The sequence below is a fragment of the Paramagnetospirillum caucaseum genome (assembly GCF_000342045.1).
Taxonomy (GTDB): Bacteria; Pseudomonadota; Alphaproteobacteria; order Rhodospirillales; family Magnetospirillaceae; genus Phaeospirillum; species Phaeospirillum caucaseum.
The window spans coordinates 41,131-66,034 of record NZ_AONQ01000009.1; the positions used below are offsets into that span (position 1 = coordinate 41,131).

Annotated in this window: 28 protein-coding genes and 1 tRNA gene; 5 read left to right on the forward strand and 24 right to left on the reverse strand. The window is 65.7% G+C overall.

All coding sequences use genetic code 11. The annotated features are described in order from the left end of the window. Nucleotides 1-2,613, forward strand: a complete 2,613-nt coding sequence (locus tag H261_RS04915) for an AsmA family protein (protein ID WP_235062867.1) — start codon at nucleotides 1-3, stop codon at nucleotides 2,611-2,613. A 28-nt stretch (nucleotides 2,614-2,641) separates the two neighbouring features. Here the strand turns inward: H261_RS04915 and H261_RS04920 are convergent, their stop codons facing one another. After that, nucleotides 2,642-4,000 (reverse strand): TrpB-like pyridoxal phosphate-dependent enzyme, encoded by a 1,359-nt coding sequence (locus H261_RS04920; protein ID WP_008615004.1) that lies wholly within the window; start codon nucleotides 3,998-4,000, stop codon nucleotides 2,642-2,644. A 173-nt stretch (nucleotides 4,001-4,173) separates the two neighbouring features. Here H261_RS04920 and H261_RS04925 point away from each other — a divergent pair. After that, nucleotides 4,174-4,249, forward strand: a tRNA-Lys gene (locus H261_RS04925). 212 nt (nucleotides 4,250-4,461) lie between these two features. Here H261_RS04925 and H261_RS04930 read toward each other — a convergent pair. The 23 genes from H261_RS04930 to H261_RS05035 all read right to left on the reverse strand — a co-directional run bounded on the left by H261_RS04930 (nucleotide 4,462) and on the right by H261_RS05035 (nucleotide 22,539). Then, entirely contained in the window at nucleotides 4,462-4,758 is a 297-nt protein-coding gene (locus H261_RS04930) for a cytochrome C oxidase subunit IV family protein (protein WP_008615008.1), read from the reverse strand. Beyond that, entirely contained in the window at nucleotides 4,755-5,318 is a 564-nt protein-coding gene (locus H261_RS04935; RefSeq protein WP_008615018.1) for a cytochrome c oxidase subunit 3, read from the reverse strand. The genes H261_RS04930 and H261_RS04935 overlap by 4 nt, the downstream gene beginning before the upstream one ends. Then, complete coding sequence (locus tag H261_RS04940; protein WP_008615019.1) at nucleotides 5,315-7,204, reverse strand: nitric oxide reductase activation protein NorD; 1,890 nt, start codon at nucleotides 7,202-7,204, stop codon at nucleotides 5,315-5,317. Before H261_RS04940 ends, H261_RS04935 begins: the two co-directional genes overlap by 4 nt. Further along, nucleotides 7,201-7,983 carry a CbbQ/NirQ/NorQ/GpvN family protein gene (locus tag H261_RS04945; protein ID WP_040475710.1) on the reverse strand — a complete coding sequence of 261 codons (783 nt, stop codon included), beginning with the start codon at nucleotides 7,981-7,983 and terminating at the stop codon, nucleotides 7,201-7,203. The genes H261_RS04940 and H261_RS04945 overlap by 4 nt, the downstream gene beginning before the upstream one ends. A 55-nt stretch (nucleotides 7,984-8,038) precedes the next feature. Beyond that, the gene (locus H261_RS04950; protein WP_008615021.1) at nucleotides 8,039-9,379 is read right to left on the reverse strand and encodes a cbb3-type cytochrome c oxidase subunit I; all 1,341 of its coding nucleotides are present in this window, start codon (nucleotides 9,377-9,379) and stop codon (nucleotides 8,039-8,041) included. An 18-nt stretch (nucleotides 9,380-9,397) separates the two neighbouring features. Then, nucleotides 9,398-9,847: a c-type cytochrome gene (locus tag H261_RS04955; protein ID WP_008615023.1), complete on the reverse strand. Its 450-nt coding sequence runs from the start codon at nucleotides 9,845-9,847 to the stop codon at nucleotides 9,398-9,400. A gap of 14 nt (nucleotides 9,848-9,861) precedes the next feature. Further along, nucleotides 9,862-10,677, reverse strand: a complete 816-nt coding sequence (locus H261_RS04960; protein WP_081608854.1) for a Crp/Fnr family transcriptional regulator — start codon at nucleotides 10,675-10,677, stop codon at nucleotides 9,862-9,864. Between the two features lie 115 nt (nucleotides 10,678-10,792). Then, a complete protein-coding gene (locus tag H261_RS04965; protein WP_008615026.1) occupies nucleotides 10,793-11,197 on the reverse strand; it encodes a hypothetical protein in 405 nt (134 codons plus the stop codon). Between the two features lie 471 nt (nucleotides 11,198-11,668). Then, nucleotides 11,669-12,859, reverse strand: a complete 1,191-nt coding sequence (locus H261_RS04970) for a hypothetical protein (protein ID WP_235062868.1) — start codon at nucleotides 12,857-12,859, stop codon at nucleotides 11,669-11,671. Then, nucleotides 12,856-13,374 (reverse strand): nitrous oxide reductase accessory protein NosL, encoded by a 519-nt coding sequence (locus H261_RS04975; protein WP_008615028.1) that lies wholly within the window; start codon nucleotides 13,372-13,374, stop codon nucleotides 12,856-12,858. The genes H261_RS04970 and H261_RS04975 overlap by 4 nt, the downstream gene beginning before the upstream one ends. A gap of 21 nt (nucleotides 13,375-13,395) precedes the next feature. Beyond that, nucleotides 13,396-13,995 carry a nitrous oxide reductase accessory protein NosL gene (locus tag H261_RS04980; protein WP_008615029.1) on the reverse strand — a complete coding sequence of 200 codons (600 nt, stop codon included), beginning with the start codon at nucleotides 13,993-13,995 and terminating at the stop codon, nucleotides 13,396-13,398. 23 nt (nucleotides 13,996-14,018) lie between these two features. Beyond that, a complete protein-coding gene (locus H261_RS04985) occupies nucleotides 14,019-14,708 on the reverse strand; it encodes a sulfite exporter TauE/SafE family protein (RefSeq protein ID WP_008615030.1) in 690 nt (229 codons plus the stop codon). Further along, nucleotides 14,709-17,117 carry a heavy metal translocating P-type ATPase gene (locus tag H261_RS04990; RefSeq protein ID WP_008615031.1) on the reverse strand — a complete coding sequence of 803 codons (2,409 nt, stop codon included), beginning with the start codon at nucleotides 17,115-17,117 and terminating at the stop codon, nucleotides 14,709-14,711. It abuts the gene before it with no gap. After that, nucleotides 17,117-17,812, reverse strand: coding sequence for a Rieske (2Fe-2S) protein (locus H261_RS04995; protein ID WP_008615032.1), 696 nt, complete (start codon nucleotides 17,810-17,812; stop codon nucleotides 17,117-17,119). Before H261_RS04995 ends, H261_RS04990 begins: the two co-directional genes overlap by 1 nt. Nucleotides 17,813-17,828: 16 nt before the next feature. Next, nucleotides 17,829-18,068, reverse strand: coding sequence for a hypothetical protein (locus H261_RS05000; protein ID WP_235062869.1), 240 nt, complete (start codon nucleotides 18,066-18,068; stop codon nucleotides 17,829-17,831). A 50-nt stretch (nucleotides 18,069-18,118) separates the two neighbouring features. Then, entirely contained in the window at nucleotides 18,119-18,283 is a 165-nt protein-coding gene (locus tag H261_RS24510; RefSeq protein ID WP_085988758.1) for a metal-binding protein, read from the reverse strand. Further along, nucleotides 18,280-18,768 carry a TlpA family protein disulfide reductase gene (locus H261_RS05005; protein ID WP_008615034.1) on the reverse strand — a complete coding sequence of 163 codons (489 nt, stop codon included), beginning with the start codon at nucleotides 18,766-18,768 and terminating at the stop codon, nucleotides 18,280-18,282. The genes H261_RS24510 and H261_RS05005 overlap by 4 nt, the downstream gene beginning before the upstream one ends. Next, nucleotides 18,765-19,799, reverse strand: a complete 1,035-nt coding sequence (locus tag H261_RS05010) for a hypothetical protein (RefSeq protein WP_008615035.1) — start codon at nucleotides 19,797-19,799, stop codon at nucleotides 18,765-18,767. The genes H261_RS05005 and H261_RS05010 overlap by 4 nt, the downstream gene beginning before the upstream one ends. Beyond that, complete coding sequence (locus tag H261_RS05015) at nucleotides 19,799-20,476, reverse strand: ABC transporter ATP-binding protein (protein ID WP_008615036.1); 678 nt, start codon at nucleotides 20,474-20,476, stop codon at nucleotides 19,799-19,801. The genes H261_RS05010 and H261_RS05015 overlap by 1 nt, the downstream gene beginning before the upstream one ends. Further along, a complete protein-coding gene (locus tag H261_RS05020; RefSeq protein ID WP_008615037.1) occupies nucleotides 20,473-21,606 on the reverse strand; it encodes an ABC transporter permease in 1,134 nt (377 codons plus the stop codon). The genes H261_RS05015 and H261_RS05020 overlap by 4 nt, the downstream gene beginning before the upstream one ends. Beyond that, the gene (locus H261_RS05025) at nucleotides 21,603-21,899 is read right to left on the reverse strand and encodes a hypothetical protein (protein WP_008615038.1); all 297 of its coding nucleotides are present in this window, start codon (nucleotides 21,897-21,899) and stop codon (nucleotides 21,603-21,605) included. The genes H261_RS05020 and H261_RS05025 overlap by 4 nt, the downstream gene beginning before the upstream one ends. Continuing rightward, complete coding sequence (locus H261_RS05030) at nucleotides 21,899-22,087, reverse strand: hypothetical protein (RefSeq protein WP_008615040.1); 189 nt, start codon at nucleotides 22,085-22,087, stop codon at nucleotides 21,899-21,901. The genes H261_RS05025 and H261_RS05030 overlap by 1 nt, the downstream gene beginning before the upstream one ends. Before the next feature lie 56 nt (nucleotides 22,088-22,143). Next, the gene (locus H261_RS05035) at nucleotides 22,144-22,539 is read right to left on the reverse strand and encodes a DUF2946 family protein (protein ID WP_081608855.1); all 396 of its coding nucleotides are present in this window, start codon (nucleotides 22,537-22,539) and stop codon (nucleotides 22,144-22,146) included. A 114-nt stretch (nucleotides 22,540-22,653) separates the two neighbouring features. Here H261_RS05035 and H261_RS23225 point away from each other — a divergent pair, with 114 nt between their 5' ends. From H261_RS23225 to H261_RS24715, 3 genes are all read left to right on the forward strand, one after another. Next, on the forward strand, nucleotides 22,654-23,112 hold the full coding sequence (locus H261_RS23225; RefSeq protein ID WP_008615043.1) for a hypothetical protein: 459 nt from the start codon (nucleotides 22,654-22,656) through the stop codon (nucleotides 23,110-23,112). Further along, on the forward strand, nucleotides 23,109-23,477 hold the full coding sequence (locus H261_RS05045; RefSeq protein WP_008615044.1) for a helix-turn-helix domain-containing protein: 369 nt from the start codon (nucleotides 23,109-23,111) through the stop codon (nucleotides 23,475-23,477). The genes H261_RS23225 and H261_RS05045 overlap by 4 nt, the downstream gene beginning before the upstream one ends. A 448-nt stretch (nucleotides 23,478-23,925) precedes the next feature. Further along, nucleotides 23,926-24,879 (forward strand): hypothetical protein, encoded by a 954-nt coding sequence (locus tag H261_RS24715; protein WP_148207301.1) that lies wholly within the window; start codon nucleotides 23,926-23,928, stop codon nucleotides 24,877-24,879. Nucleotides 24,880-24,904 lie beyond the last annotated feature (25 nt).

The window sequence follows — 24,904 nt, forward strand, 5'->3', positions numbered from 1 at the left end:
TTGTCCCGCCTGCCGGTCAGCCCGCCCGCCGCCATCGCCGCCGCCATCGCGGCCGGCGGGCTGGCGCTCGTCCTGGCCGCCCCCGTCCTGATGGACGGCGATGCCTGGCGGGGGCGCATCGAGGCCGAGGCCTCCGCCCTCGCGGGCCGCAAGGTCACCGTCGCCGGCCCCATCACGCTGCGCATCCTGCCCTCGCCCGCCGTGACCCTGGCGGCGGTGGCGGTGGAGGATGCCGCCGCCCTCGACCGGGTACGCCTCGGCCTGTCGCTGGGCGCCCTGCTGGCCGGGCGGCCCGAACTGGACGACATCCGCATCGAGGGGGGCCGCATGGGTCCCCTGGACGGGCTGACGCTGCGCGCCTCGGCAACGGGCGAGGCCTTCACCCTCGGCGGCGGCGGCCGGCTGTGGGGCAAGCCCGCCACCCTGGAGGCCAGCGGCCGCCGTCCAGGTGGCGCGCTGAAAGCCACCCTAACTCTGCCCACCTTGGAAAGCAGCGCCGGCTTCGAGGGCACCATCGGCAAGGGCGGCCTGAACGGCAAGCTCGAGCTGTCCCTGGCCTCCCTGTCCCGTACCGCCGGATCGGACCAGTTGCCCGACGCCCCCCTTTCCGCCCAGGCCGGATTGCGGCTGTCGCCCGACGAACTGGTCGTTTCGGACCTGGGGGTGATTCTGGGCGAGTCCACCATCACCGGCAGCGTGGTGGCCAGCCTGACCGGCGCCCCCGCCTTGATGGACATCGCGCTGCGGGCCGACAGCTTCGACCTGGATGCCCGGCGCACCCCCGCCCCGGCGGCGGTCCCGGTGCCCGCCAAGGTCCCCGCCTCCGTCGCCACATCACCGCAAGCGCCGCAGCCGCAGGCCGCGCCCGCCGCCTCCCAACCCTTCGAACTGCCGCACAATCTGGCGGCCAATCTGGATTTCGGCATCGGCCGCCTGATCTGGCGGGGCCAGACCGTCTCCAACATCCAGCTCAATGCCCTGCTGGAGGGTGGACGCCTGACCCTGTCCCAGGCCTCGGCGAGGCTTCCCGGCGGCGGGGCGGTCAAGCTGACCGGCGCCCTGGCCACCCCCGAGGGCCGCCCCCGTTTCGATGGCGAACTGAAGGCCGACAGCCGCAACCTCCCTGAACTGCGTAAGTTGTTGGGGCTCGGTTCCGCTGCCACCCCCGTCAAGGCGCGGCTGGAAAGCAAGGTGCGGCTGGCCGACAACCGCCTGTCGCTCAACGCCCTGACGCTCGACCTGGACGAGCGGCGCATCACCGGCATGGTCGGCGCCGGTCTGATGTTGCCCATGCCGCTCAAGGCCGAATTGGGCCTGTCCGGCCTGGCCTTCGGCTTCGACGGCACCCTGGACGGCGGAAAGGTGGCGGGCGACGCCTCGCTGCGGGCCGCCGGCTACGCCCAGGCCATCCGCGCCGTCGCCCCCGGTTACCGCCCGCGCGGCAACGGCGAACTGGCCATCACCAGCCGCATCGAGGGCGGCGACGGCCTGCTGACCTTCAACGACCTTCGGGCCAAGGCCGGCGACGCCGCCATCAGCGGCACGGCCAGCCTCTCCCTCGGGGAACAGCCCAGACTGACCGCCAGCCTGTCGGGAAACGCCATCGCCCTCGACCCGTTCCTGGCCGCCGAGGGCAAGGACAAGGCCGAGGAGCCCAAGCCCCGCCGCCGCGCAGGCCATGCCGCGCCGCCGCCGCCGCCCGTGGTGCCGGCGGCGGCCTCGTCCGATACCGGATGGTCGCGCACGCCCCTCGACCTGGGCTGGCTGCGAGACCTGGACGCCGACCTCAGCCTGGACGCCAAGGCGCTCAGCCTGTCCGGCTGGCGCCTCGACCAGCCCCGCCTCCATGTGGGGCTGACCAGGGGCGTCGCCGACCTCGACCGCCTGTCGGGCCGCCTGCTGGGCGGCGAACTGGCCGCCGCCGCCCGTCTGTCCGCCAATGCCGTGACCCTGTCGGCCAGCCTGAGCGGGGCCGATCTCGCCCAGGTCAAGCCCGCCTCGGGCGGATTGCGGCTGGAGAAGGGGCGGATGGCGGGCGAGATGCGCCTTGCCGCCGCCGGCACCTCGCCCGCCGCCCTGGTGTCATCGCTGGCCGGTAACGGCCGGTTGGAGGTGGCCGACGGCGAGGTCAGCGGCTTCGATCTCGCCGCCATGGATTCCCGCATGCGCAACATCGAAAATCTGGGCAGCCTGCTGGGGCTGGTCCAGGCCGGGCTGTCGGGAGGACGCTCGCGCTTTTCCAGCCTGTCGGGCACCTTCGCCGCCGACCGGGGGATCGTCGCCAGCCGCGACCTCGCCCTGGTGGCCGAGGGCGGCGGCGCCACCGGCATCGCCACCATCGATCTGCCCAAGGAAACCATTTCCTCGAAGTTCGCCTTCAGGCTGGCCGCCCCCGACGCCCCGGCGCTGGGGCTGCGGCTGGAGGGCCGGCTGGCCGCTCCGGTCAAGGCCGTCGACGTCAACGATCTGCAGCGCTGGCTGGTGGAAAAGGGCCTGGGCAAGGCCTTCAATCCCAAGGGCGCCGGAGAGAACTCCGACGCCCCCAGGAAATTCAAGGCCGGCGACGCGCTGCGCGGCCTGTTCTCGACCTTCGGCAGGAAGAAGGCGGAGTAGGATGCGGGCGGGACGCCCGCCCGGCGCCTCACCCCACCTTGGGCAGTTCCGCCAGGGCCGCCTTGAGGTCGGCCTCGGCGTAGGTGTTGTCCTTCAGCTTGCCGGCAAAGAAGTCGGTATAGGCCTGCATGTCGAAATGGCCGTGGCCCGACAGGTTGAACAGGATGGTCTCGGCCTTGCCTTCCGCCTTGCAGCGCAGCGCCTCGTCGATGGCGCCCTTGACGGCGTGGGACGATTCCGGGGCCGGCACGATGCCCTCGGCGCGGGCGAACTGCACGGCCGCCGCGAAGCACTCGGTCTGGTGATAGGAGCGGGCCTCCATCAGGCCCAGTTCCTTGACGTGGCTGACCATGGGGGCCATGCCGTGATAGCGCAGGCCGCCGGCATGGGAGCCCGGCGGCATGAAGGTGGCGCCGAGCGTGTGCATCTTGACCAGCGGGGTCAGCTTGCCGGTATCGCCGAAATCATAGGCGTAGAGGCCCTTGGTGAGCGTCGGGCACGAGGCCGGCTCGACGCCGATGACGCGGGTCTTGCCGCCCTTGAGGTTCTCGCGGATGTAGGGAAAGGCCAGGCCGGCGAAGTTGGAGCCGCCGCCGGTGCAGGCGATGACGACGTCGGGATGATCGTCGGCCATCTCCATCTGCATCATGGCTTCCTCGCCGATGATGGTCTGGTGCAGGCAGACGTGGTTGAGCACGCTGCCGAGCGCATATTTGGTGTCGTCGCGCGAGGCCGCCACTTCCACCGCCTCGGAGATGGCGATGCCGAGAGAGCCGTTGGAATTGGGGTCCTTCTCCAGGATCGAGCGGCCGGCATGGGTCAGGTTGGACGGGCTGGCGATGCACTTGGCGCCATAGGTCTCCATCAGCGCCCGGCGATAGGGCTTCTGGTCATAGGAGACCTTGACCATGAACACCTCGACCTCCAGGCCGAACAGCGAGCCGGCGAAGGCCATGGACGACCCCCACTGCCCGGCGCCGGTCTCGGTGGCGATGCGCTTGACGCCTTCCTGCTTGTTGTAGAAGGCCTGGGGGACCGAGGTGTTGGGCTTGTGGCTGCCGGCCGGGCTGACGCCCTCGTACTTGAAGTAGATCTTGGCCGGCGTTCCCAGCGCCTTTTCCAGGCGGCGCGCCCGGACCAGCGGGCTGGGACGCCACAGGCGATAGACCTCGCGCACCGGCTCGGGGATGTCCACCCAGCGCTCGGCGGTCACCTCCTGGGCGATCACCGCCATGGGAAAGATGGGGGCCAGGTCGGCGGGGCCGATGGGCTGGCCGGTGCCGGGATGCAGGGGCGGCGGGGCCGGCACCGGCAGATCGGCGTTGAGGTTGTACCAGGCTTTGGGCAGGCGATCCTCGGACAGCAGGTACTTGGTGCTCTCAGTCATGGCAGCGCTCCCTCTCCCCTTTCGGGATGTAGTATTGTGGGTACGGTTTTACGCCCGGACGGCGCCGTTGCAAAGAGTGTGTGGAGAAGTGAATTTTCCGCTTGCGCCGGTCCGGTGTTCGACCTATAAAGCGGCCCTCCGGCGGGGGCTGCGGCTGAAACCGGAAACACTGAGGGCGTATAGCTCAGTTGGTAGAGCAGCTGACTCTTAATCAGCTGGCCGTAGGTTCGAGTCCTACTGCGCCCACCAAATTCAACCCCCGGAAAGCCTGGCTTTCCGGGGGTTTTGGTTTGTGGAACAGACGCGAACGAGTCTGACGGTTTTGTCTGACTGTCAGACTCTCAGTTCCGATCCTGTTCGCGTTCCAGCCGCTTGGCGGCGGCTGCCGACGCCAGTTCGGAGGTGCGCACCAGGTAGCGGTCGAGGATCTGCTCGACGCTCATGGGGAAAAAGGCTGCCGACTATCGGCTCAAGGCGGCCAGATAGAGGGCGAGGCAGGTACCCAGCACCGTTAGCAACAGGCCGTTGAACAGCCCTTGCCAGCCGCTACCCGCTCGCCGCAGGTCGAGGAAGTGGTCCAGAACCTGCCGCGCCTTGATGAAGGAGGCGACCAGGGCCACCACCACCGAAAGCAGGCTTGTCCGCTGACCGGGCGGGCTCAGCATGGCTGCCACTACCGATACGATGGTCAGCCCGGCCAGGATCATCCAGGCGTGGTCGAGGCGGCGCGCCCAGACGCTGTGGGTTTCCTTGCTCATCGCAGCAGATACACCAAGGGAAAGAGAATCAGCCAGACCAGATCGACCATGTGCCAGAAGGCGGCACCGGTCTCCAGATTTTCGGTGGTGTTCTTCCAGCCGACGATGGCCAGGATGATGATGCCCATCACCACATGGGCGGCATGAAAGCCGGTGGTGAGGTAGAACAGGGTCCAGAAGGTGTCGGTCTCGATCCCCAGTCCCTGGGCCGCCTTGTCGGCATATTCGAACCCCTTGACCACCAGGAAGGCGAGCCCCAGCGCCCCAGCCCCGGCAAGGCGTCGGCGCGAGCCGCCGATGTCTCCGGTCGACCGGAGCCGGACCGCATGGGCGGCCAGCCAGCCGCTGGTGACCAGGATCAGGGTGTTGAGACCGCCCAGCGGAATGGACAGGGCCGATTGCCCGGCCAGGACCATCTGGGGGTGGAGCAGGCGTACCGCCGCGAAACCGACCAACAGCGCGCCGAACACCAGCAATTCGCTGAGGATCAGCACCCACATCAGGGGATTGCCGGGTAGCTCGGACAGGGCGCCCCAGCCGCCTTCGCCATTCTCGCTCATGCCACCAACTGCCGATAGATCTTGGGAAGCGCCGCTGACAGATGGGCCAGATGGCCGATGATGGCGTAATGGCCGCGCCCGAACAGGTGGGGGAAATAGCCCTGGGCCTTGCGGTCGATGGTGACGCCGAATACCGCCAGTCCCTTGGCGCGGGCCTCCAGCACCGCCTTCCTGGTGTCCTCGACGCCGTAGCGGCCTTCGTAATGATCGACGTCGTTGGGCTTGCCGTCGGTCAACAGCAGCAGCAGGCGGTGACGCTCGGGCCGCTCCTCCAGCCGGGCAACCGAATAGCGGATAGCGGCACCGATGCGGGTGTAATAGCCGGGACGCACGGCGCCGATGCGACGCATGGCCTTGTCCCCGAACGGCTCGTGGAAGTCCTTGACCACATCGACCTTGACCCAGTCGCGCTTGCGGGACGTGAAGGTGGCGACGGCGAAGGGATCGCCGCAGGCGGCCAGTCCATGGGCGAACACGGCCAGGGCCTCCTTCTCCACGTCGAGAACCCGGCGGTTGTCGATCCAGGCGTCGGTGGACAGCGAGGCATCCACCAGCACCATCACTGCCAGATCACGCTCCTGGGCGCGGTGCTGCAGCCAGACCCGATCCGAGCCGTTGCCGCTGGCCGCCAGATCGGCCCGCGCCCGGACCAGGGCGTCGGTATCCAGTTCCTGCCCGTCAGCCTGGGCGCGCAGCAGCATGGGCCGCGTGCGCAGCGCCTCGAATTGCCGCTTCACCGCCCGGATATGGCGGCGCACGGCATCGTCGGGTTCCCAGCCCTCGCCCTCCTCGGCGGCCGGGCCGACCAGCACCGAGCAATGATCGTGGTGATAGGCGTTGGTTCGCCAATCCCATTCGGGCAGCAGGAACGAGCCGGTCAGACGACTGGTGTCGGTGGCCGAGGGCGGCAGGTCCAAGTCGAATTTCAGCTTGGTGGCCGCCTTGCGCGAATGCCTGGACAGGGTGATGGCATCCAGATCCTCGGCGGCCTTTCGGGCCTCTTCCTCGTCGGTATCGTCGGCGGTGCGGTTGACGTTGACCATGTCGGCCATGGCCAGGATCTTCTCGAAGCGATTGAGAATCAGCGAGTCCTTGCGGTCGGCATTGTCCTCGTCGCGGCGTTCGGCCTTGCGGCGGACCTGATCCTCTCCTTCCTCGCCCCCGGTTCCCATCTCGGGCTCGGCATCGTCGGGCGGCAAGGCGCCGGACAGGCCGGGCCGGCATTCGCCCCACAGCGGCACCGGCAGGAAGGGCCGGTAGTCACGGGGCGCCTGGGCGGGCAGTTCGGCAAGCGCCGCGTCGGGATCGGCCAGCAGCGCCCGCACCATGGCCTCCACCTCGGCTTCCATACCCGACAGGCGGCGTTGGGGGCGAACCTCCGCCAAGGCCGCGCAAAGGGCGCCATGGCGGGGCCGCAGACCGGGAAACCGCTCCAACACTGCCCGGGTGGTCCGTGCCGCCTGGGCGATACGGGCCAGATCGGCGGCCAGGGGGTCATCGGGCGGCAACGAAGGCTCCAACACCGCGAAATAAGCCGCCAACCAGACATAGAGGTCACGGTTCAACTGGGCCGAGGGAAATAGCGCCATGGCGGGCGGCAAGGACAGGCTGGTTTCATCGCGGGTCGCGGCGACCAGCCGCTCGGTCTCCATGCCGATGCGCTGGCGAAAGCTGAGGCGATGCCCCGAATCCCGCGCCGCGGCGCTGGCGATCTGGAGCCCCCGGTCGCCACCCACTCCACGGAAAAACACCGCGAGGCGGGGCCGCATGGATTCCAGGGTGACCTCGGCTTCGGGGAAGGACGGCCAACTGGCCTTCTCGCCCACCCAGCGATGCCACAGGGTGCCGACCCGTTCCTCCAGTTCCAGGATGGACAGCCAGCTCATGCGAAGATGGCCTTGACCACCTCTTCCAACCCGGCCTTGACCTCGGAATCGTCGGACAGGGGCTCGACCATGGTGACCTGGACGGCGTCGCGTACCGCCAGCCCGGCCTGTATCAGGGTGGCGCAATAGACCAGCAGGCGGGTGGAGACGCCTTCTTCCAGGTCATGGCCCTTCAAGGCCCGCAGCCGTTGGGCCAGCAGGATCAGCGGCTGGACCTTGCCCTCGTCCAGGCCGGATTCCTCGGCGACCACGCGGCGCTCCAGTTCGGGGGCGGGGAAGTCGAATTCGATGGCGACGAAGCGCTGGCGGGTCGAGGGCTTCAGCTGCTTCAGGACGTTCTGGTAGCCGGGATTATAGGACGCCACCAGCATGAATTCGGACGGCGCCGCCAGCATCTCTCCGGTCCGTTCCAGCGGCAGGATGCGCCGGTCGTCGGTCAGCGGGTGCAGCACCACGGTGGCGTCCTTGCGGGCTTCGACCACCTCGTCGAGATAGCAGATGCCACCACCGCGCACCGCGCTGGTCAGCGGCCCGTCGGTCCACACCGTATCGCCGCCCTTGAGCAGATAGCGCCCGGTGAGGTCGGCGGCGGTGAGGTCGTCGTGGCAGGAGACGGTGAAGAGTGGCCGCCCGAGACGCGCCGCCATGTGGGCGACGAAACGAGTCTTGCCGCAGCCGGTGGGGCCTTTCAGCAGCAGCGGCAATTGGTGCCGCCAGGCCAGCTCGAACAGGCCGCATTCATTGCCTTGGGGCAGGTAGAAGGGCAACGGGGATAACATGAATTTCTCCGAAGAAAAATGGGGCGGCGGCAACGCGCCGCCGCCCCGCTCTCACTTACTCGGCCGGCTGGGCAATCGCCGCCCCGGCCCGCTTGCCGCCGGGAACCGCCAGCGACCAGACGATCAGGACGACGCCCACCAGGGTGGCGACGCCCGCCCCCAGACGCATCCAGTAGAACAGGCCCAGTGCGTCCTGCACCTCCATGAAGCCCATGCCCATCACCCGTTGGAGATGGGTCTGCACCACGCCGGCGAAGGTCAGTGCGAAGGTCATGAAGGTCACGCCCGACGAGGTGACCCAGAAGCCCCACATGTTGAGCACCTGGTTATAGGGCTCGCGCTTCAACAGGTTGGGCATGGCGTAGGTGAACATGGCGATGTTGAGCATCACATAGGCGCCGTAGAAGGCCAGATGCCCGTGGGCCGCCGTCACCTGGGTGCCGTGGGTCACGTAGTTGATGGGAGCCAGGGTATGGAGGAAGCCCCACACGCCGGCGCCGAAGAAGGCGAAGACCGAGCAGCCCAGCGACCACAGCAGCGCCGCCTTGTTGGGATGCGTGCGGCCGCCCTTCCACACCATCATGAAGGTGAAGACCACCATGGCGAAGAACGGCGCTACCTCCAGGGTGGAGAACACGCTGCCGATCCACTGCCAGTAGGCCGGCATGCCGATCCAGTAGTAGTGGTGGCCGGTGCCCAGGATGCCGGAGAACAGCGCCAGGCCGATGATGACGTACAGCCACTTCTCGACCACCTCACGGTCCACGCCGGTCATCTTGATCATCAGGAAGGCCAGCACGGCGGCCATGACCAGTTCCCACACGCCTTCCACCCACAGATGGACGACCCACCACCAGAACACCTTGTCCAGGATCAGGTTGGACGGGTTGTAGAGCGAGAACAGGAAGAACACCGCGATGCCCCACAGCCCCAGCAGCAGGACGTTGGTGATGGCGGTCTTGCGGCCCTTCAGCACCGTCATGGTGACGTTGTAGAGGAACATCAGCGCCACCACGACGATGGCCAGCTTGATCCACAGGGGCTGTTCCAGGAACTCGCGGCCCTCGTGAATGCGGAACAGATAGCCCACCACGGCGGCGGCTGCGCCGATCAGGAACAGCCAGAACTGCAGGATGGCCAGTTTGGGGCTATGCAGTTCGGTCTCGGATTCTTCCGGGATCAGGTAATAGGCGCAGCCGAAGAAACCCATCAGCAGCCACACGATCAGCGCGTTGGTGTGGATCATGCGGGCGATATTGAAGGGCAGCAGCTCGGACAGCGTGTTGGGGGCCACCACGATGGTGCCCAGGATCACGCCGAACAGCACCTGGGCCACGAACAGACCGAGCGCTCCGGCAAAGTAGTAGAGCGCGACTTTTTGCGATTCGTATTTCATCTCTCTTGCTCCCCCTTTTTAACCGGAAACCTTGGGCGGCCAGTTCTGGGTGTTGACTTCGCTGGTCCACTTGAAGAAGTCGACCAGATCGTCCAGCTCCTTCTCGGTCAGGTCGAACTTGGGCATCTGCCGCCGGCCTTCGATGCCGGTGGGCATGCTCTTGATCCAGTTCTTGATGGCGTCACGACCGGCCTGGGCATCCTCGCGCCCACCGAAGCGCACCCAGACATTGCCCAGTTCGGGGGCGTAATAGGCGCCCTCGCCCATGATGGTGTGGCAGTCGATGCAGGCGTGCTTTTCCCAGACATGCTTGCCCCCCGCCACGGAAGCGGTGACGGGATGGGACTCGGACATGGCGTTGACGGTGCTGACGCTGTGCGCCACCAATCCGACAAAGACGATGAAAAAGAAGGCCGTGCCGCCATAAAAGATATTTCTGGCGGCGGATTTTGTTAGCACTTCCGACATTGCGCTCCTCCGGTTCAAACGTTTCGGAAATTCCGATAGGCGGCCAGTTGCTTGTGCTGGGCCGTACTTCCGTCCTGGGTCGCCACCCCGAGTTCCCCCTCGAGCAGGCGGCGCAGGGCCGAAATGTCATTGAGAATGATGGTGTTGCGGTTACGCCGCTCGACGCCGGCCTCGGCCAGGCGGGTGAGCGAGCGGGCGAAGTGGGCCGCCGTCATGCCCAGCTGGCCGGCGATGGCCTTCTTGGGGATGTCCAGCACGAAGGACTGGTCGGCGCCGGCCTGATCCGCCTGGTCCAGCAGGAAGGCGGCCAGACGCTGCACCCCGGTCAGGCAGCGCTGGGCCATCAAGGCATTGGCCAAGGTCTGGGTGTTGGCGGCGACCAGGCCGAGAAAGGCGTTGGCCATGGCGCCGTTGCGCTCCAGCGCGATCAGGACGTCACGCCTCGGCAGTTTCATAATCACCGGCGCGGCCATGGCCTCGGCGCTGAACATATGGCGGCGGGAAAACAGATCGGCCACGCCCAGAATGCCGGGAGCGCTGATGCCATCGACGATGACGCCGTCCGGCCCCAACAGGACCACCGTGCCGCGCAGCACCACGTAAAGGGCGTCGGCGGAAGCCTGAACGTCGAACAGCCGCGTGGTTTCGGTGAACGTCAGAACCTCGGCCCCGGCCACCAGATCCGCCAGTTGGTTCGGCGAAAGCAGGGTGAAGGGGGGGACTTGCCCCAACCGCTCCAGGGCCTGCCGCTCCGGACGCCGGCGCGGCCAATGGTCGAAGACAGGAGGTGGGGCGCGCCCTCCTGCGGATAGCGCATCGCTCAATCTCATGATCCTTTGCTCCTTCTGGGGAGCCCTCGCCACAGCCGAATCCGCTCACACCGCCAGGTGGAGGTCGGACATCGGCAGGCAGGGGAACCCGGTCACATTCGCAAGCGAAACAAGCTCAGGCGAAGGGCGGCGGAGCACGGGACGGGCCGTCGCCGGGTTGGCGACGGGAGGGGGGAAGGGTCTGGGATTGGAATGCCGCCCCGATGGGCACGGCCAGGGCCAATCTTGAAATGAACTCGCCTTGCGGAGCGGTGAAAAACTGGAAGGCGGCAGGAACGCAATGCTGGCAATGGGCGGCCTTCACCTGGCCGCCATCGGCCTTGTCCTTGGAGCAGACGGAAGCGGCAAGGTCGGCCAGAACCCGGTCGGCGGCATTGTCCAGGGTGGCGGCCGAAACGATTCCGCCGTCACCGCCTCCCATGCCGACGGCGCTGGTCATCCACTGCACCGCCAATCCGGCAACCAGCAGACCGACCAACAGACGCGACAGCACGGCGTATTTCAGGACGGAGCGTTTCATGGCCCACAGGATAGTGAACGACAGAAAAAGAATATTTGATTTCGGTCAATCACAAAGATTAAGTAAATTGACTCACCTATGATTTCGTTGACTTTGGTAAAGAATGCCTGCCACACACAGGCCGTGTTACACAAATTAAACCTAACAACTTATTAATTGAGAATCGTATAAATCAATTATGGCGCAACTATCATTGTATTTACTTAATAAAAAACACGAATCTTGAATATACATGGTTTTTATTTTAACCACCGCCAAGCATCCGACACAAATGCGTTCCGTCGGTCGAAAAGTCCGCCGGACCGTCGCTGTCTGGGCGGAGACCTTACCCTGCCGGCCACAATCGGCCAGCAGGACTTGGCCGCGCCGGCAAGGAGGCGTGATCCGGGAAATGCGCCTTGCCGTTCTCCTGGCGGCGTCATTGCTGCGTCATGATAGGCGAAGAGTGGTGGAGGCGGTCCAAGGGGGAGGTCAACCCTGCCGGACGGCTGGCCCAGCCGTGAAGACCGGCGCGAAGCCGCCGCCCGGCGTGCGGAAATTGGTGGCCTGGCCCTCGTAGAGGCGGGCCGCCAATTGGACTACGCGGCCGGCCCAAGCATTGGCCCGCAGGTCCATCTTGAGGCTGGTGCCGATGTGCTCGACCGCCAGCCGCGGCGGCGGGATATAGTGCTGCGCCACATAGGGAGAAGTCAGGATGGTGGGCCAGGTGGAACGCGACAGCTTCTCGCCGCGATAGACCGCCTTGCCGGCATGGCCCTTGGCGGGCTTGAAGAACCAGCGCTTGCGATCGCCCCACAGTTCCTCGGCATTGGCGGCGGTGACCGGGACAGTGGGCGGAACGATGCGGGCGACGGTGGCGGCGATGTCGGAGCGCACCCCGATGGCCCGTAGGGCGGACTCGTCACTGAGCAGGGCCAGCACCCGCTTGTCGGAATACAGAAAATGGGCGCGCGGATCGGGCGTGACCACCGTCCGCCCCTCCCGCCACGCCTCGGCCAGCACCGCATGGGGCGAGAAGTTCAGGCTAAAATCCACCAGACGGTTATAGACCATGTCCACCGTATCGGGGTGGAACTGGCCGGGGTCGAGGATCTCCGCCGGGATACCGGCCCGCCGGAACAGGTGCTGGTAGAGTTGGAACTCGGGCTCCAGGTATTGGCTGGCCGGATCGTCGTCGATGATCGCCACCCGGCCCAGCGGCCGGTCGCCACGCTGGCGCTCCCATTCGTCGCGGAAGGCATCCAGAGCGAAGCCCTCCACCTCGGGGGGCTCCCCCAGCTCGGGGCGGCAGGCGGCCATGGCGCGGGCCTGGGCGGCCACCGCCAGCATGCCGCCGGGATTGGTGTTGATCTCGATCAGCCGCGGTCCGTCCGGGGTCAGGTGAAAGTCGAAGCCCAGCATCCAGCCGCCCAGGCCATGATCGGGCAGGCCGTCGCCCCGGGCGATCTCCAACGCCGCCGCCACCAGCGACGGCGTCGCGAAGACGATGTGAAGCGCCCACACCGCCTGCTCCACCCGCTCGGCCTCGTGGCGCGGCAGAACGACGGCGCAAGGCGACAGCAATCCCCGGCGGCCGCGCAGGGCGTGGCTCAGGCCGGCATCGGCGATGTCTGCCTCCAGCGCCGCCCACATCCGATCTTCGGGGACGGAAACAGCCTTCACTTGGGTGAGCCCTTGTCGAGCCCCCTCAGGATCTCGGCGCCGACCTGATCGAAGGTCAGGATACGCTTGCCCTTGTGGTCGGCCATGAACTCGTCGGCGTCCTGCCTGGAGGCCAGCGGCACCAATTCGTGCCCCATGGGTCCCAGCACGTCGGAACCGATCACGAAGAACGCCCCACGAGCATCCAGGGTCTTCACCCCGTAATAATCGGTCACCGCCACGATGGCCAAATCGCCGGGACCATGGCCGGGGGCGTAGCTGCCCATGTCGCGCATGAACTTGAACAGGTCCTTGGCGCCGTCGAAATAGTGGGTATGACCATCCTTGAACACCACGGCGGCGACCCATTCGGGATATTTGGCCACGAACATGCCGCAAACCGGACAGACGCTGTTGGGACCGGGCGGCGCCACCACCACCTCTGCCGCCTCCGTCTTGGCGGCGAACAGGAACAGTGACAGCAACAGGACGCAGATCAGGCGCATGACGATTTCCTGGAAAAACGGGGAGGCCAAGGACGGCCTCCCCCACCGGGTTCAGCCCTTGTGATGCATCTCGCTCATCATCTTCTTGCGGCGTTCGTCCCGCTTCATGCGGATCATCATGGTGTCCTCGGCCATGCCCATGTAGGTCATCATCAGGGCCTTGTCGAAATTCACCACTTCGCCGTCCCCCTTGGCCGCCTCGGCGGCGACCTTGGACGCGAAGGAGGTCTTGGCCTTCTTGCTCATGACGTTGCGATGCCCGCCACCGATGACGTAGGTGGCCGCCTCGGCATTTGTCATGGGCTTCAGAGCCTCGCCCGAACCGTTGTCGGGAGCGTAGATGGCCTTGGGCGCGCGGTCCAGGTTGACCGCCAGCGACACGGCAGCACAGTGCAGCGAGCAGGTTCCATCCACCAGATCATCCGAGTAATGCACCAGATGGCGGCTGAAGTGATACTCCTTGCGGTCCATGCCGCAATAGGGGCACTTCGGGTACTTGGTCAGTTCATCCACCAGAGGCGCGGCATCCTTGGGTTTCTTCGGGATGAACTGCACCGGCGTGCCGTCGCCCTCGGCGGCCTCGGCGGGAACGACGATTGTGGCGGCCAGACCCAAGGTCGTACCAGCGGCCAGAAATTTACGACGGTTCATTCTGTTCTCCTCTCCAAGACAACTCACCAGTTGGATAAATTCTTCATCACCGTGAAGAAGCGCAGGCCCTGCATCAGGGTCTCCACGCCCAGCACGATGACCACGATGGCCGCCCCCTTGAGCAGCCAGCCGCGCGCCGCTGCGCCCAGCCGCCCCAACATCAGGCTGACGAACAGCATGGACGGCAGGGTGCCGAGCCCGAAGGCCAGCATCAGCGCCCCGCCCTGCCAGACCTGCGGCGCGGCGCTGGCCTTGACCGCCACGGCAAGAGTCAGGGCGCAGGGCATCAGCCCGTTCATCAGCCCGGCCAGGGCCGCACCGCGCACGGGTCCCTGGGCGCTGGCGGCGAAGTAGTATTTCCCGAAAGCCGCCATGGGGACGCCGATCAGCGGCAACCGGCGGGGCAGCCAACCCAGGATGTCGAGGCCGAGCGCGATGACCACCAGTCCGGCGACGATCTGGAGGATGCCCTGGACCTTGCCGACGATGCCGGTGGAGACCAGGGCGAGGCCCAGGGCCGCCGCGAGGATGCCCACCAGCACATAGACCGAGACCCGCGCCCCGTGATAGGCCAGGGCCGGAACCGCTCCCTTGCCGGCCTCGCCCATGCGCACGAAGCAAGCTGAAACCAGCGAGCCGCACATGCCGACGCAATGGCCGCTGCCCAGGATGCCGGCCATGAAGGCGAGCGTGTAGTCGAGTTCGCCTTCCACCTACTTGTCCTTCTGCAGCCGCAGCGAATTGGTCACCACCGACACCGAGGACAAGGCCATGGCCGAGGACGCCACCATGGGACTGAGCTCGCCCAACGCCGCGCCGGGAATGGCGATGGTGTTGTAGCCCATGGCCCACACCAGGTTCTGGCGGATGATCCGCATGGTCTTGCGGGAAAGCTCGATCATCTCGGCCACCTTGGCGATGTCGCCATTGACCAGGGTGACGGGGGCCGCCTCGATGGCTACGTCGGTGCCGGTGCCGATGGCGAAGCCCACATCCGCCGCCGCCAGGGCGGGAGCGTCGTTGATGCCGTCGCCGATCATGCCCACCGATTCGCCCGCCGCCCGCAGTTCGGCGACGATCTCCTGTTTCCGGGCCGGCGAGGCCTGGGAGACCACCTCGGGAATACCGATCTCGGCGGCGATGTGATGGGCCGCCGTCGCCACGTCGCCGGTCACCATGATGGTGCGGATGCCCAAGTCGTGCAGGCGGGCGATGGCCGCCGCGGAAGTCGGACGCGGCCGGTCGGAAATGCCGAACAGGGCGGCAAAGGTCCCGTCGATGGCGGCCAGCACCGGAGTCTGGCCGTCGAGGGAAGGAACCTGGACCGCCACGCCCTCTTCCGCCAGATAGGAGGCACTGCCCACCAGCACCACATGCCGGCCGATGCGGGCTCGGATCCCTTTGCCGATCTCGGCGTTGAAGTCGTCGGCCGGCCTGGGCTCGATGCCGCGCAAACGGGCGTAATCCACCACCGAGCGGCCGAGGTGATGCTCGGACCCCGTTTCGGCGGCGGCCACCAGGGCCAGAACCTCACTTGCGTCGAAGCCGGGCCGGACGGCGAAATGAGAGACCACGGGACGGCCTTCGGTCACCGTGCCGGTCTTGTCGAACACTAACACGGTCAGGCCCGAGGCGGTTTCCAGCGCCTCGCCGTTGCGGATATAGATGCCGCGCCGCGCCGCCTGGCCAGTGGCGGCCATGATGGCGGTGGGGGTGGCCAGCCCCAAGGCGCAAGGGCACGCGATCAGCAGCACCGAGACAGCATTGCCCAAGGCGGTGGAGAAGCGCGCTCCTCCGGCGATCCAGGTCGCGAAGGTCACCCCCGCCACCACCACCACGCCCGGAACGAAGACCGCCGAAACCCGGTCGGCCATGCGCTGCACGGGAAGTTTGGTGGCCTGGGCGTGATCGACCATGCGCACGATGCCGGCCAGTACGGTGTCCTGGCCCACGGCACTGGCCCTCATACGGAAGCTTCCCGCCCCGTTGATGCAGCCGCCGGTCACCGGATCGCCGGGTCCCTTGACCACCGGCATGCTTTCACCGGTGACCATGGATTCATCCAAGGTGGTGCGGCCGCCGGTGACGCTGCCGTCCACCGGCACCCGTTCGCCGGGACGCACCAGCAGGATGTCACCGACCATCAGGTCATCGACCGGCACCACCACTTCGATCTCGTCGCGGATCAGGGTGGCTGTGGGAGGTTGCAGATCGAGCAGGCGGCGGATGGCGTCGCCGGCCTTGCCCTTGGCGCGCTCCTCCAGCCAGCGGCCCAGCAGCACGAAGGAGACGATGCCCGCCGCCGCCTCGAAATAGAGATGATGCCGGCCGGCCAACAGAGAGGACACCGAGTGGCCATAGGCCGACCCGGCCCCCAGGGCGATCAGGGTATCCATGTTGGCGGTACGGTTCCTGGCCAGCTTGGCGGCGCGGGTAAAGAACTGACGCCCCGCCCCCAGCACTACCGGGGTGGTGAGCGCAAATTCCACCACATGCCAGAACCGCGAGCGCGGCATGGCCATGCCGATGACCATCACCGGCAGGCTGAGCAGGCAGGCCCCGATGGCGCGGCGCCGGGCCTCCTTCACATGCCGGCGCTCGCGCTCGACGATCATCTTACGCTGGGAAAGGGTGTCCATGGGCCGCGCCTCGTAGCCCAGCGCCCTGATGCGGGCTTCCAGCGCCGGACGGTCCAGGCGGCCGACCACCGTGGCGGTGGCGGTACCGTAATTGACGCTGGCCGAGCGGATGGCCGGATCACGGCTCAGGCTCATCTGGATCAGGGCGGCGCACGACGCGCAGGTCATGCCCTCCACCGCCACGCTGATTTCTCCGACCGCGCCCTCATCGCAATGGGTGGAAGTCGGCGCCTGCTTTGGCGCACGGGCCAAATTCCCAGCCACGGTGTCGACCAGCCGCAGCAGGTTGTCCACCGGGATCGCCTTCGGATCGAAGCGCACCGCCAACGACGCCAAACAGGGAACCACCCGCACATCCTTGATGGCGGCGTGCTTGCGCAGCAGGATTTCCAGCAGGCAAAGCCGCTCGGCCTCGCCCTTCAGCGCCGGGACCACCACCCGGACCCGGCGCCGCAGTTGGTGGACGACCTGGATGGCGTCCATCACTTCTTCACCAGCTTGGGCACCGCGCCCTTGCGGTAACGCACCAGCAGGAAGGTCAGGTAGACCACCGTCATCCACTGGTAGCGGAAAGCCCACGGCCGGGGCAGCCACTGGCCGATGATGCGGTCCCAGTGGCTCCGGATCAGGTAGAAGGCCACCAGATCGTTGAGGAAGTGGATGATCCATTCCTGCACATCGACCCCACCGGGCACCGGCTTGCCGGTCTTGATGGCGACGATCTTGGAGACCACGTCGATCTTGGCCCTGAGGTCGTCATAGCGGCTACGAACCGCGCGGACCGGAGCGCTGTCCTTGATGCGGTCCAGCCATCCCGGCGGCACCACCTCCCCCTCCATGACCATGGGAACCGAGGGCGGCGGCACGGCGGCGTCCATGTCCACGGCCTCGGTCACCAGGGCCGCCAGGGCCTTGGCGATAGGGGCGATGCCGCAGACATCCTCCATGTAACGGATGGAGAGCTTGCCCGCGCCCGGAAAGACATGGACGCGGTAAACGCCCTCGATCCGCCCCAGCCCCTCTTCCAGCACCAGGGCCGCCCCGGGTGTGCGAAGGGCATCGGGCAGGTCGAAGCGGATGTGCCCATCCGAGCGATAGCGCACGGTCATCGCCTGCCACAGCGCCTTGGCGCGGGCCTCGCGGGCGGCCTTGGCCGCCTTCCCCCTTCCACCGATCATAGCCGCAGCCTCCCCGCTATTCCTTGGCCTTGGCTTCCTCGGCCTCGCGGGTCTCCTCGACCAGATCGGCCAGGTTCTCCTTGGCGTTCAGCACCATGTCCTTACCCATGTCGCTGGCCTTGGCCACGGCGGCGGTGATCTCCTTCCTGTACTTGAAGCCGAGATAGCCGATGGCGATTCCCGCTCCCAGCATCACCACCGGATGCCCGAGAAGACGTCCGAACAGGCTCTTGCCCGCCACATATCCCACAGCCATGACGGCCCCCTTTCCAAGTTCGTGTCCAAGATGGTTGGTTTCGTTGCTCATCATTTTCCGTCCCCTTTTTCCTTCACGGCATCCGGGTTCAGCATCACCCAGATGCCCCGGCAGCCTTCGCAGCAGAAGGCCATGTCCTTTTCCCCGGCCTTCAAGTGTAGGCCGTCCTTCGGTACCGGCAGACCGCAAAGGTCGCAGGTCTCCGCCTCGCTCAAAGCAGTTCCTCCACCTTGCGGCGGAAGGTGGCCTCGTCGGTCTCGCCCAGGATGCGGCCCTTGACCTTGCCGTCGCGCCCCACGAACAGGGTCATGGGCAGGCCGGTGACGCCATAGGCCTTGGTCACCTTGGAGCCGGGGTCGAGCAGGACCGGATAGGTGACGCCCAGCTTGGCGATGAAATCGGCGATGTCGCCTTTCTCCTGCCCGGCATTGACCGCCAGCACCTCGAATCCCTTATCGCGAGACTGGCTCCAGACGGCCTGGATCATCTTCATCTCGTCCTTGCAAAACGGACACCACGTCGCCCAGAAGCGCAGGACCACAACCTTGCCGGCCAGTTGGGCGGGATAATCCACCGCCGTTCCATCCAGCGTGCTCAGCTTGAAGGCCGGCGGCGCGTCGCCCACATGGGGGGCCTTGGCCCCGCCCTCGCCGCAGGCGGACAGCAGCAGCAGAACGGCCAGGAAACGGAATGCTCTCATGGCTGGCCTCCCAGGATGGACAAGAGCCGCTCGGGCTCGATCAGGATCAGGTGCGAGCGGACGATCAGCCACAGCGCCACCGCCCCGAACAAGGCAAACCCGGCCATGGACGAACCGACACAGCGGCGCATGATCCGGGGCGCCGCCTCGGCCAGGCTGGCCAGGCTGGCGGCAGGTTGGGCGATCCCGCCCCCCACCCCCAGGACGGCGGCGGCGAACAGCGGCAGATAGAGGGCATAGCCCACATGACCGTACTCGCCCTTGAGAATGCAGAAGGGGCAATGGTGGTGGGGCAACTCGTAGACATAGACCGAGATCGCCGCCACCACCGCCTCCATGGCGACGACGAAGGCGACGAGGGAGAGGACGGCGTAGGCCACCGCCCCCTTGCCGGTGGCCAAAGCCCGGCGGCCGGCCGCCATCACCAGGATCAGCGCCACCGCCAGCCCGGCCAGGGAGGCTTCGGGGGCGATGGCCGCCAGCTTGTCGCTGGTGACCTGGGTCGCGCCGGAAAACAGGGTGGAGCAGCAAGACGCGATCACGTCGGCGCGCAAGCCCAGGAAATAGGCCAGTTGTACCCCCGCCGCCGCCGCCATCAGCGGCGCCAGGGCCATCAGCGCCCCGTACTTGACCCGCACCAGGGGATAGTCGAAGCCCCGGCTGTCCACATGGTTCAGCACCAGCCAGGCGCTGGCGGCAAAGAAGACGGCGATCCTGAGATAGAGGGTGGGAAAGCCGAAATCATTGACGTTGAGCGTGCCCACCGCGCACATGGCGCCGACGAACAGCGAGGACATGCGGTCGGCGTTGAACACGAACAGTATCAGCGACGCCAGTTCGGACAGCAGCACCACCACCAGCAGGGTGGAGACCAGATAGGTGCGTTTTTCCATCTCCAACTGGGCCTCGGACCCGCTGGCGGTGTCCCAGCGGCGCATCACCCGTACCGCGAACGGTACCGAGGCGGCCACCATCAGGGTACCCACCAGGGAAGCCAGCAGCAGGGCGATGATGGCCGGCTGGAACAGCATCAGCGCGCCTCCACCAACTCGCCGTCGCGCAAGCTGACCACATGGTCGACCACCGCCGTATCGCAGACCAGGGGATCGTGGCTGGTCATCAACACGGTCTTGCCCGAGGCTTTCAGGGTCTCAACAATGCCGAGAAACTGCTTCGAGCGCTCGCTGTCCAGATTGGCGGTGGGTTCGTCGGCGATGATCACCTCGGGATCGTTGATCAGGGCCCGGGCGATGGCCACCCGCTGGGCCTCGCCGCCCGACAGCCATTCGGCGTTGGACTGGGCCTTGGCATGGATGTCGAGGCTTTGCATCAGGCCATGCGCGCGGGCGGCCAGTTCCTTGCGGTCGACGCCCAGGGGATAGGCCGGGATCATGACGTTCTCCAGCGCGCTGATACCCTTCAGCAGATTGAACTGCTGGAACACGAAGCCGAAGGTGGAGCGGCGGATATCGGTCAGGAACCGTTCAGGCAGGCCGGAGATGTCGCGGTCCTTCAGCCGCACCCGCCCCGAGGTCGGCCGGGCCAGGCAGCCCACCAGGGTCAGCAACGTGGTCTTGCCCGAACCCGAGGGGCCACGGAACACCGTCACTTTGCCTGCCTTGACCGACAAGTCGATGCCCTTCAGGGCCCAGAACTCGTTGGACTTGCCCTGGTTGAAGGCTTTTCTTACGTCGCTGAGATGGATCATCGCATCACCGTATCGGGATCGACGATCGCCGCCCGCCAGATGGGCACCACCGTGGCGATGGTGTAGGGAAACACCGTGAAGAAGAACAGGGTCGCCACCTGCAACTCGTCGACAAAGGGCGCCAGCTTGTATTTCGGGTACAGTACCGCCCAGCCCTTCAACACCGGCTCGAACAGCCCGGCGCCGAAATGGAAGACGTGGGCATAGGCCAGCAGGTAGCCGACCAGGAAGGCCGACAGCGACACCACCAGGCCCTCAAGCATCTTGAGGCGGATGACGTCGCCGGTTTCCCAGCCCACCGCCTTCAAGATGCCGATCTCGCGCCGCTCCTCCGCCGACAGGCCCGAGGCCTTCTCCCACGAGAAGATGGCGAAGGCCAGGATCGAGCCGGCCAGCAGCACCAGCAGCATGCCTTCCCGCCAATCGAACACCGATTCGTAGGTGCGCAATATCTCGTCACGCAGAATGATACGGGTGTCGGGCAAAGCGGCGTCGATCTTCTCGGCGATCTTGGTCACCTCGCGCGGGTTGCGCACCGAAATGGCCAGATCGGTGAACAGTCCCGGAGCGATGCCGAACAGACGGCGGAAATCCTCTTCCGCCACCAGGAACAGATCGGTCGAGACCAGGGCGGAGTCCCGCGAGATGGCGCTTTCCACCTTGAACTGCACCAGGGAACCGTCATGGGCGCGAAAACTCATCAGGTCGCCGGGATCGGCGCTCCTCACCCGCACCACCCCGTCGCCGATCACCACCTTGCCCGGCTCGATGCGGGGATTGGTGGGAACCATCAAAGTGTAATTGGCCGCGGCGGCCGGATCGAACAGGTAACCCCACAGCCGCCCCTCCGCCGATTGCACGCCCCGGATGCCCTTGATGGCGTCGAGATGGCGGGCGGGAATCAGATCGTGCCGTCCGGCCACCATGCGCTGGACCAGCACCTCCGGACTCTTGGCCAGCACGGTGGCGGCTTCGCGGCGGATGGCGTGGGAGAACAGCATCACCGAGGCCAGCAGGAAAACGATGGCGGTATAGACCGCCAGCATGCCCAGCGTCTTGCCCCGGCGCCGCGACAGCGACGACAGGCTGAAATCCAGCAGGTTGCGCTGCTTGTTGAGCCAGCCCCTCATGGCCGCCCCCTCGGCATGGGCGGCGGCAACAACGATCCAGTGGGGAAATGATCCATGGCGAAGGGATGATCCTGAAAGGCGGAATGCAGGTCGGCCTGGCTGGGATGGCGGGTGTAGCGGGCTTCGGTGAACAGCACGAGATCGGTCAGGCCCAACTTTTCCACCATCTCCGCCTTGGCGTGCAGCGCGGGAGCCGCGCGAGAAAGCCCCAAAGCGGCATCGGCAAAGCTGCCCCCCAGCAGGACCAGCAGCACCGCGGACAAGATCAGGAACCCATCGGACTTTCGCAGCATCAGACTCTGGCCGCCGCCTTCATCAGAACCACGCGCAGCGCGCCGGTCAGGCTGGGGCCGACGCCCAGGCTCTGCGACAGGGCGGGAACCAGAATCAGGGATGCGACGGTCAGGCCGGTACCCAGCACCAGCGATCCCAGGCCGATCTCATTGGTCTTGGCCGTGCTTTTGACGGTGGAAGTGCTCATATCTCGTCCTCCAATCTCCATGACAGACGGAATCGGCCGAGGCCGACCCGAAGGGGTCAGGAGAAAGAGGGCGGACCGCGCTGAGGATGGGGGAGATGGCCGGGATTATCCGGCGCCCCGCCATCGACAGGCGGGATAAGGGTGAACAGCGCCACCGGCGTAGGAGCCACGCTCCACACCAATTCAGGAGCCATCAGCTTGGCGCTGGCGTGAATCTGGCAGAATTGGCAGTGGTCATGCACCGCCTTGGCCGGGGCCGGAGCGGTATCGGCCGTGCCGGAATGGCAGATGGATGCCGCCAGTTCCTGATCGATGGAAAGAGCGGCCTGGGCCGGGCCCAGCGGCAACAGAATCTGCAGCACCAAGGCAAGCGCGCCCGCCCAAGCGGCAAACCGCCCAAGGCAGCTCCCCCGCTTCGCAACCGCCGATGCTTTACCCTGGGCCGGAACCATTTAACCCCGCGTTGCCGCCGTGGACAGTATAGGAATTTCTAATGTAGCACACGCCTTTGAACCAAATCCACTGCGCTCATCCCGAGCGCTTCCGGCACAGCACCGCTGTCGATCTTGGACCGCTTGCGCGAGCGCGAGAAGGAGAAGGCGCGGATTGAAGCCGAACTGTCGGCGCAGCCGGTCGATGAGGGCGTCATCGCCATGATGCCCAATCTGGCTGAGGTCTATGCCCGCAAGGTGGCCGATCTCGCCGATGCCCTCAACGCCCCCGAGATCAAGGCGGAGGCGACGGAAATGATCCGCCAGTTGATCGACAAGGTTGTGATGATCCCAGACGCCGACGCCCCGAATGGAATGCGGATGGAATTGCACGGAGCTTTGGCGGAGATATTGGCTTTGGGATCAGGGGGGCGGCCCAAAAGCAAACTCCCCGACCTTTGTGGGCCGGGGAGTCAACTGTCTGTGGTTGCGGGGGCAGGCAACCAGCGTTACTTGCACTTCGATTTCGCCCGCCTTCCTCTTGCGACTTTGCCCCAGATTCCCCGTAAACGGAAGGAAGGAAGATCATCATGAAGGTGTTGAAGAAGGAAACCCTGCTGGATCGCTGGCTGCTGGTGGGCGAGATGGCCAGGGACAAGCGTTTGAACGACACGGCACGAAGGATCGGTTGGTTCCTCCTGAATCGCGTCAATCAAGACACCGGGACGTGCTGGCCGAGCTACGAACGTTTATCTGAGGATTCTGGGCTCGGCCGCGCCACAGTCGCCCGGGCAATCAATATGCTGATCACGTGCAGCTATTTCAGTTACCGCAAGGGCGGGGGCAAGCGACTGGCCAATTATCCCGGCGAGGAGATTGGCCGCACCAACACCTATATTCCCATTTACGAGAGCGACCAACGGCCCGCAAGACTGTTGCCTCTCGTCGATGACGAGTGAACCTCCCCCAGAAAGTGGACACGGACTTCCCTCCTCCCCTATCGGGGCTGATAATCCCGTATCAATGATGGCCGCATCAGTCCCACCAGTCCGACGGAACCGTCTCAGATCGTCACGTGATCAGTTTCAGATTGATGGCACAAATCATCTCATGGCCCTCAGTCAGCCGTCCCGCAACTCGAACGGAGCCGTCCTGACGGCGGGACGCAAACATCATCATTAACCCGACCAGGAGCCCGCCTAATAATTCTACGAGCCAAATCGTTAGAGAGCTGATCATGCAGAGTCCGCAAAAACCCGAGACACCACTCCATACGGCCCTGCTTATCGGTACCGAGTGGATCTCTAATCCCAAATGGACTGAACTCGAAACCAGCAGTGCTGGGGATAGGTCACAACCTTCCGCGGCACGAAAGGCGAGCGGGACAGACAGTGGAAAGATTGCCCCATGTGCGCCGATTACACTCCGCCCACACACTCAAGCAGCCGACGAAGCTGGGAGGATCTCCGCACACTCGAGCGTGACTATTTTCTGCTGGCGGCATTCGGCGGCCCGTCCGAATGGCAGCCCGTCATGGAAAACCTTGGTCTTGACCGGGTAGAGGCCGCTCGCATCGCCAATGCCATGTCTCCCCTAGCCCTGCCACCGAAGTCAATTGAGGAGCGCAGTCAGCGAGAGCAAGACGCGTTGACATTCCTAGCCAATCGCCCTTTGGGCTCTGCATTGAAGGAGGCCATTGGGCGGCGTGACGGAAGTCTGGATATGCCCATAGAAGAGCCTGCGGCACAGTTCCGGGCGAGAGATGGGGCGCCACCTGATGTTCGAACAGGTGTTTTCTATCACCCCACCAATGAGATGCGGCCTCGATACGGACATGAAGGCCAGAGTCCGCGCGGCGGCGTCATGGCGACCTTGGGAGCGGTACTTAAATCCGCACGAAATACCAGCTATCACATGTTACGCGCCCTTTCCGGGATTTCGAAAAGACATCTCCTGCCTCGCATCAAAGCTATTGGCGGTGCCATTCGGACGGGCGCTGGGGAAACGTTCAGCGCCGTAGCGACCCGCATGGGAATCACGAGGTCGATCCCGCTCACGAGTATGGCTGCCGAGAACAGCGACGGCATTACGCCCACTTCAGATCAAGATCTACGGGAAGCATCGGTCGAACGCTGGCGCCAAATGGGAGAAACCATTAAGGCCATGACCGTTGCTTCTGCTCTCCGCGGCTACCCACCCGCTCTCGAATTCATCCGGATCATCGCACCGGACATAGGGCCTTTCGATGATTCGAAGATACGGGTTTCTCCGAGACGCTATCGCCATATCCAAGGGGCACTTAAGCGCGGCGATTCTCTATTCTACAGGGCCTATCGATGGGCTTTTCCGCCCGAAGGCTAGTGATGGAACCAATACGGAAAGTCGC

Bases quoted from the DNA above. Each gene is read 5' to 3' on its own strand.
- H261_RS04945 (WP_040475710.1), bottom strand. From the start codon at position 7,983: ATGTTATCCCCGTTGCCCTTCTACCTGCCCCAAGGCAATGAATGCGGC.
- H261_RS04935 (WP_008615018.1), bottom strand. From the start codon at position 5,318: ATGAGCGAGAATGGCGAAGGCGGCTGGGGCGCCCTGTCCGAGCTACCC.
- H261_RS04950 (WP_008615021.1), bottom strand. From the start codon at position 9,379: ATGAAATACGAATCGCAAAAAGTCGCGCTCTACTACTTTGCCGGAGCG.
- H261_RS04955 (WP_008615023.1), bottom strand. From the start codon at position 9,847: ATGTCGGAAGTGCTAACAAAATCCGCCGCCAGAAATATCTTTTATGGC.
- H261_RS05005 (WP_008615034.1), bottom strand. From the start codon at position 18,768: ATGAGAGCATTCCGTTTCCTGGCCGTTCTGCTGCTGCTGTCCGCCTGC.
- H261_RS05025 (WP_008615038.1), bottom strand. From the start codon at position 21,899: ATGCTGCGAAAGTCCGATGGGTTCCTGATCTTGTCCGCGGTGCTGCTG.
- H261_RS05020 (WP_008615037.1), bottom strand. From the start codon at position 21,606: ATGAGGGGCTGGCTCAACAAGCAGCGCAACCTGCTGGATTTCAGCCTG.
- H261_RS04995 (WP_008615032.1), bottom strand. From the start codon at position 17,812: ATGATCGGTGGAAGGGGGAAGGCGGCCAAGGCCGCCCGCGAGGCCCGC.
- H261_RS04965 (WP_008615026.1), bottom strand. From the start codon at position 11,197: ATGAAACGCTCCGTCCTGAAATACGCCGTGCTGTCGCGTCTGTTGGTC.
- H261_RS05010 (WP_008615035.1), bottom strand. From the start codon at position 19,799: ATGCTGTTCCAGCCGGCCATCATCGCCCTGCTGCTGGCTTCCCTGGTG.
- H261_RS04940 (WP_008615019.1), bottom strand. From the start codon at position 7,204: ATGAGCTGGCTGTCCATCCTGGAACTGGAGGAACGGGTCGGCACCCTG.
- H261_RS05035 (WP_081608855.1), bottom strand. From the start codon at position 22,539: ATGGTTCCGGCCCAGGGTAAAGCATCGGCGGTTGCGAAGCGGGGGAGC.
- H261_RS05045 (WP_008615044.1), top strand. From the start codon at position 23,109: ATGAAGGTGTTGAAGAAGGAAACCCTGCTGGATCGCTGGCTGCTGGTG.
- H261_RS04920 (WP_008615004.1), bottom strand. From the start codon at position 4,000: ATGACTGAGAGCACCAAGTACCTGCTGTCCGAGGATCGCCTGCCCAAA.
- H261_RS04990 (WP_008615031.1), bottom strand. From the start codon at position 17,117: ATGGACGCCATCCAGGTCGTCCACCAACTGCGGCGCCGGGTCCGGGTG.
- H261_RS05000 (WP_235062869.1), bottom strand. From the start codon at position 18,068: ATGGCTGTGGGATATGTGGCGGGCAAGAGCCTGTTCGGACGTCTTCTC.
- H261_RS05015 (WP_008615036.1), bottom strand. From the start codon at position 20,476: ATGATCCATCTCAGCGACGTAAGAAAAGCCTTCAACCAGGGCAAGTCC.
- H261_RS05030 (WP_008615040.1), bottom strand. From the start codon at position 22,087: ATGAGCACTTCCACCGTCAAAAGCACGGCCAAGACCAATGAGATCGGC.
- H261_RS24715 (WP_148207301.1), top strand. From the start codon at position 23,926: ATGTGCGCCGATTACACTCCGCCCACACACTCAAGCAGCCGACGAAGC.
- H261_RS04960 (WP_081608854.1), bottom strand. From the start codon at position 10,677: ATGAGATTGAGCGATGCGCTATCCGCAGGAGGGCGCGCCCCACCTCCT.
- H261_RS04930 (WP_008615008.1), bottom strand. From the start codon at position 4,758: ATGAGCAAGGAAACCCACAGCGTCTGGGCGCGCCGCCTCGACCACGCC.
- H261_RS04980 (WP_008615029.1), bottom strand. From the start codon at position 13,995: ATGAACCGTCGTAAATTTCTGGCCGCTGGTACGACCTTGGGTCTGGCC.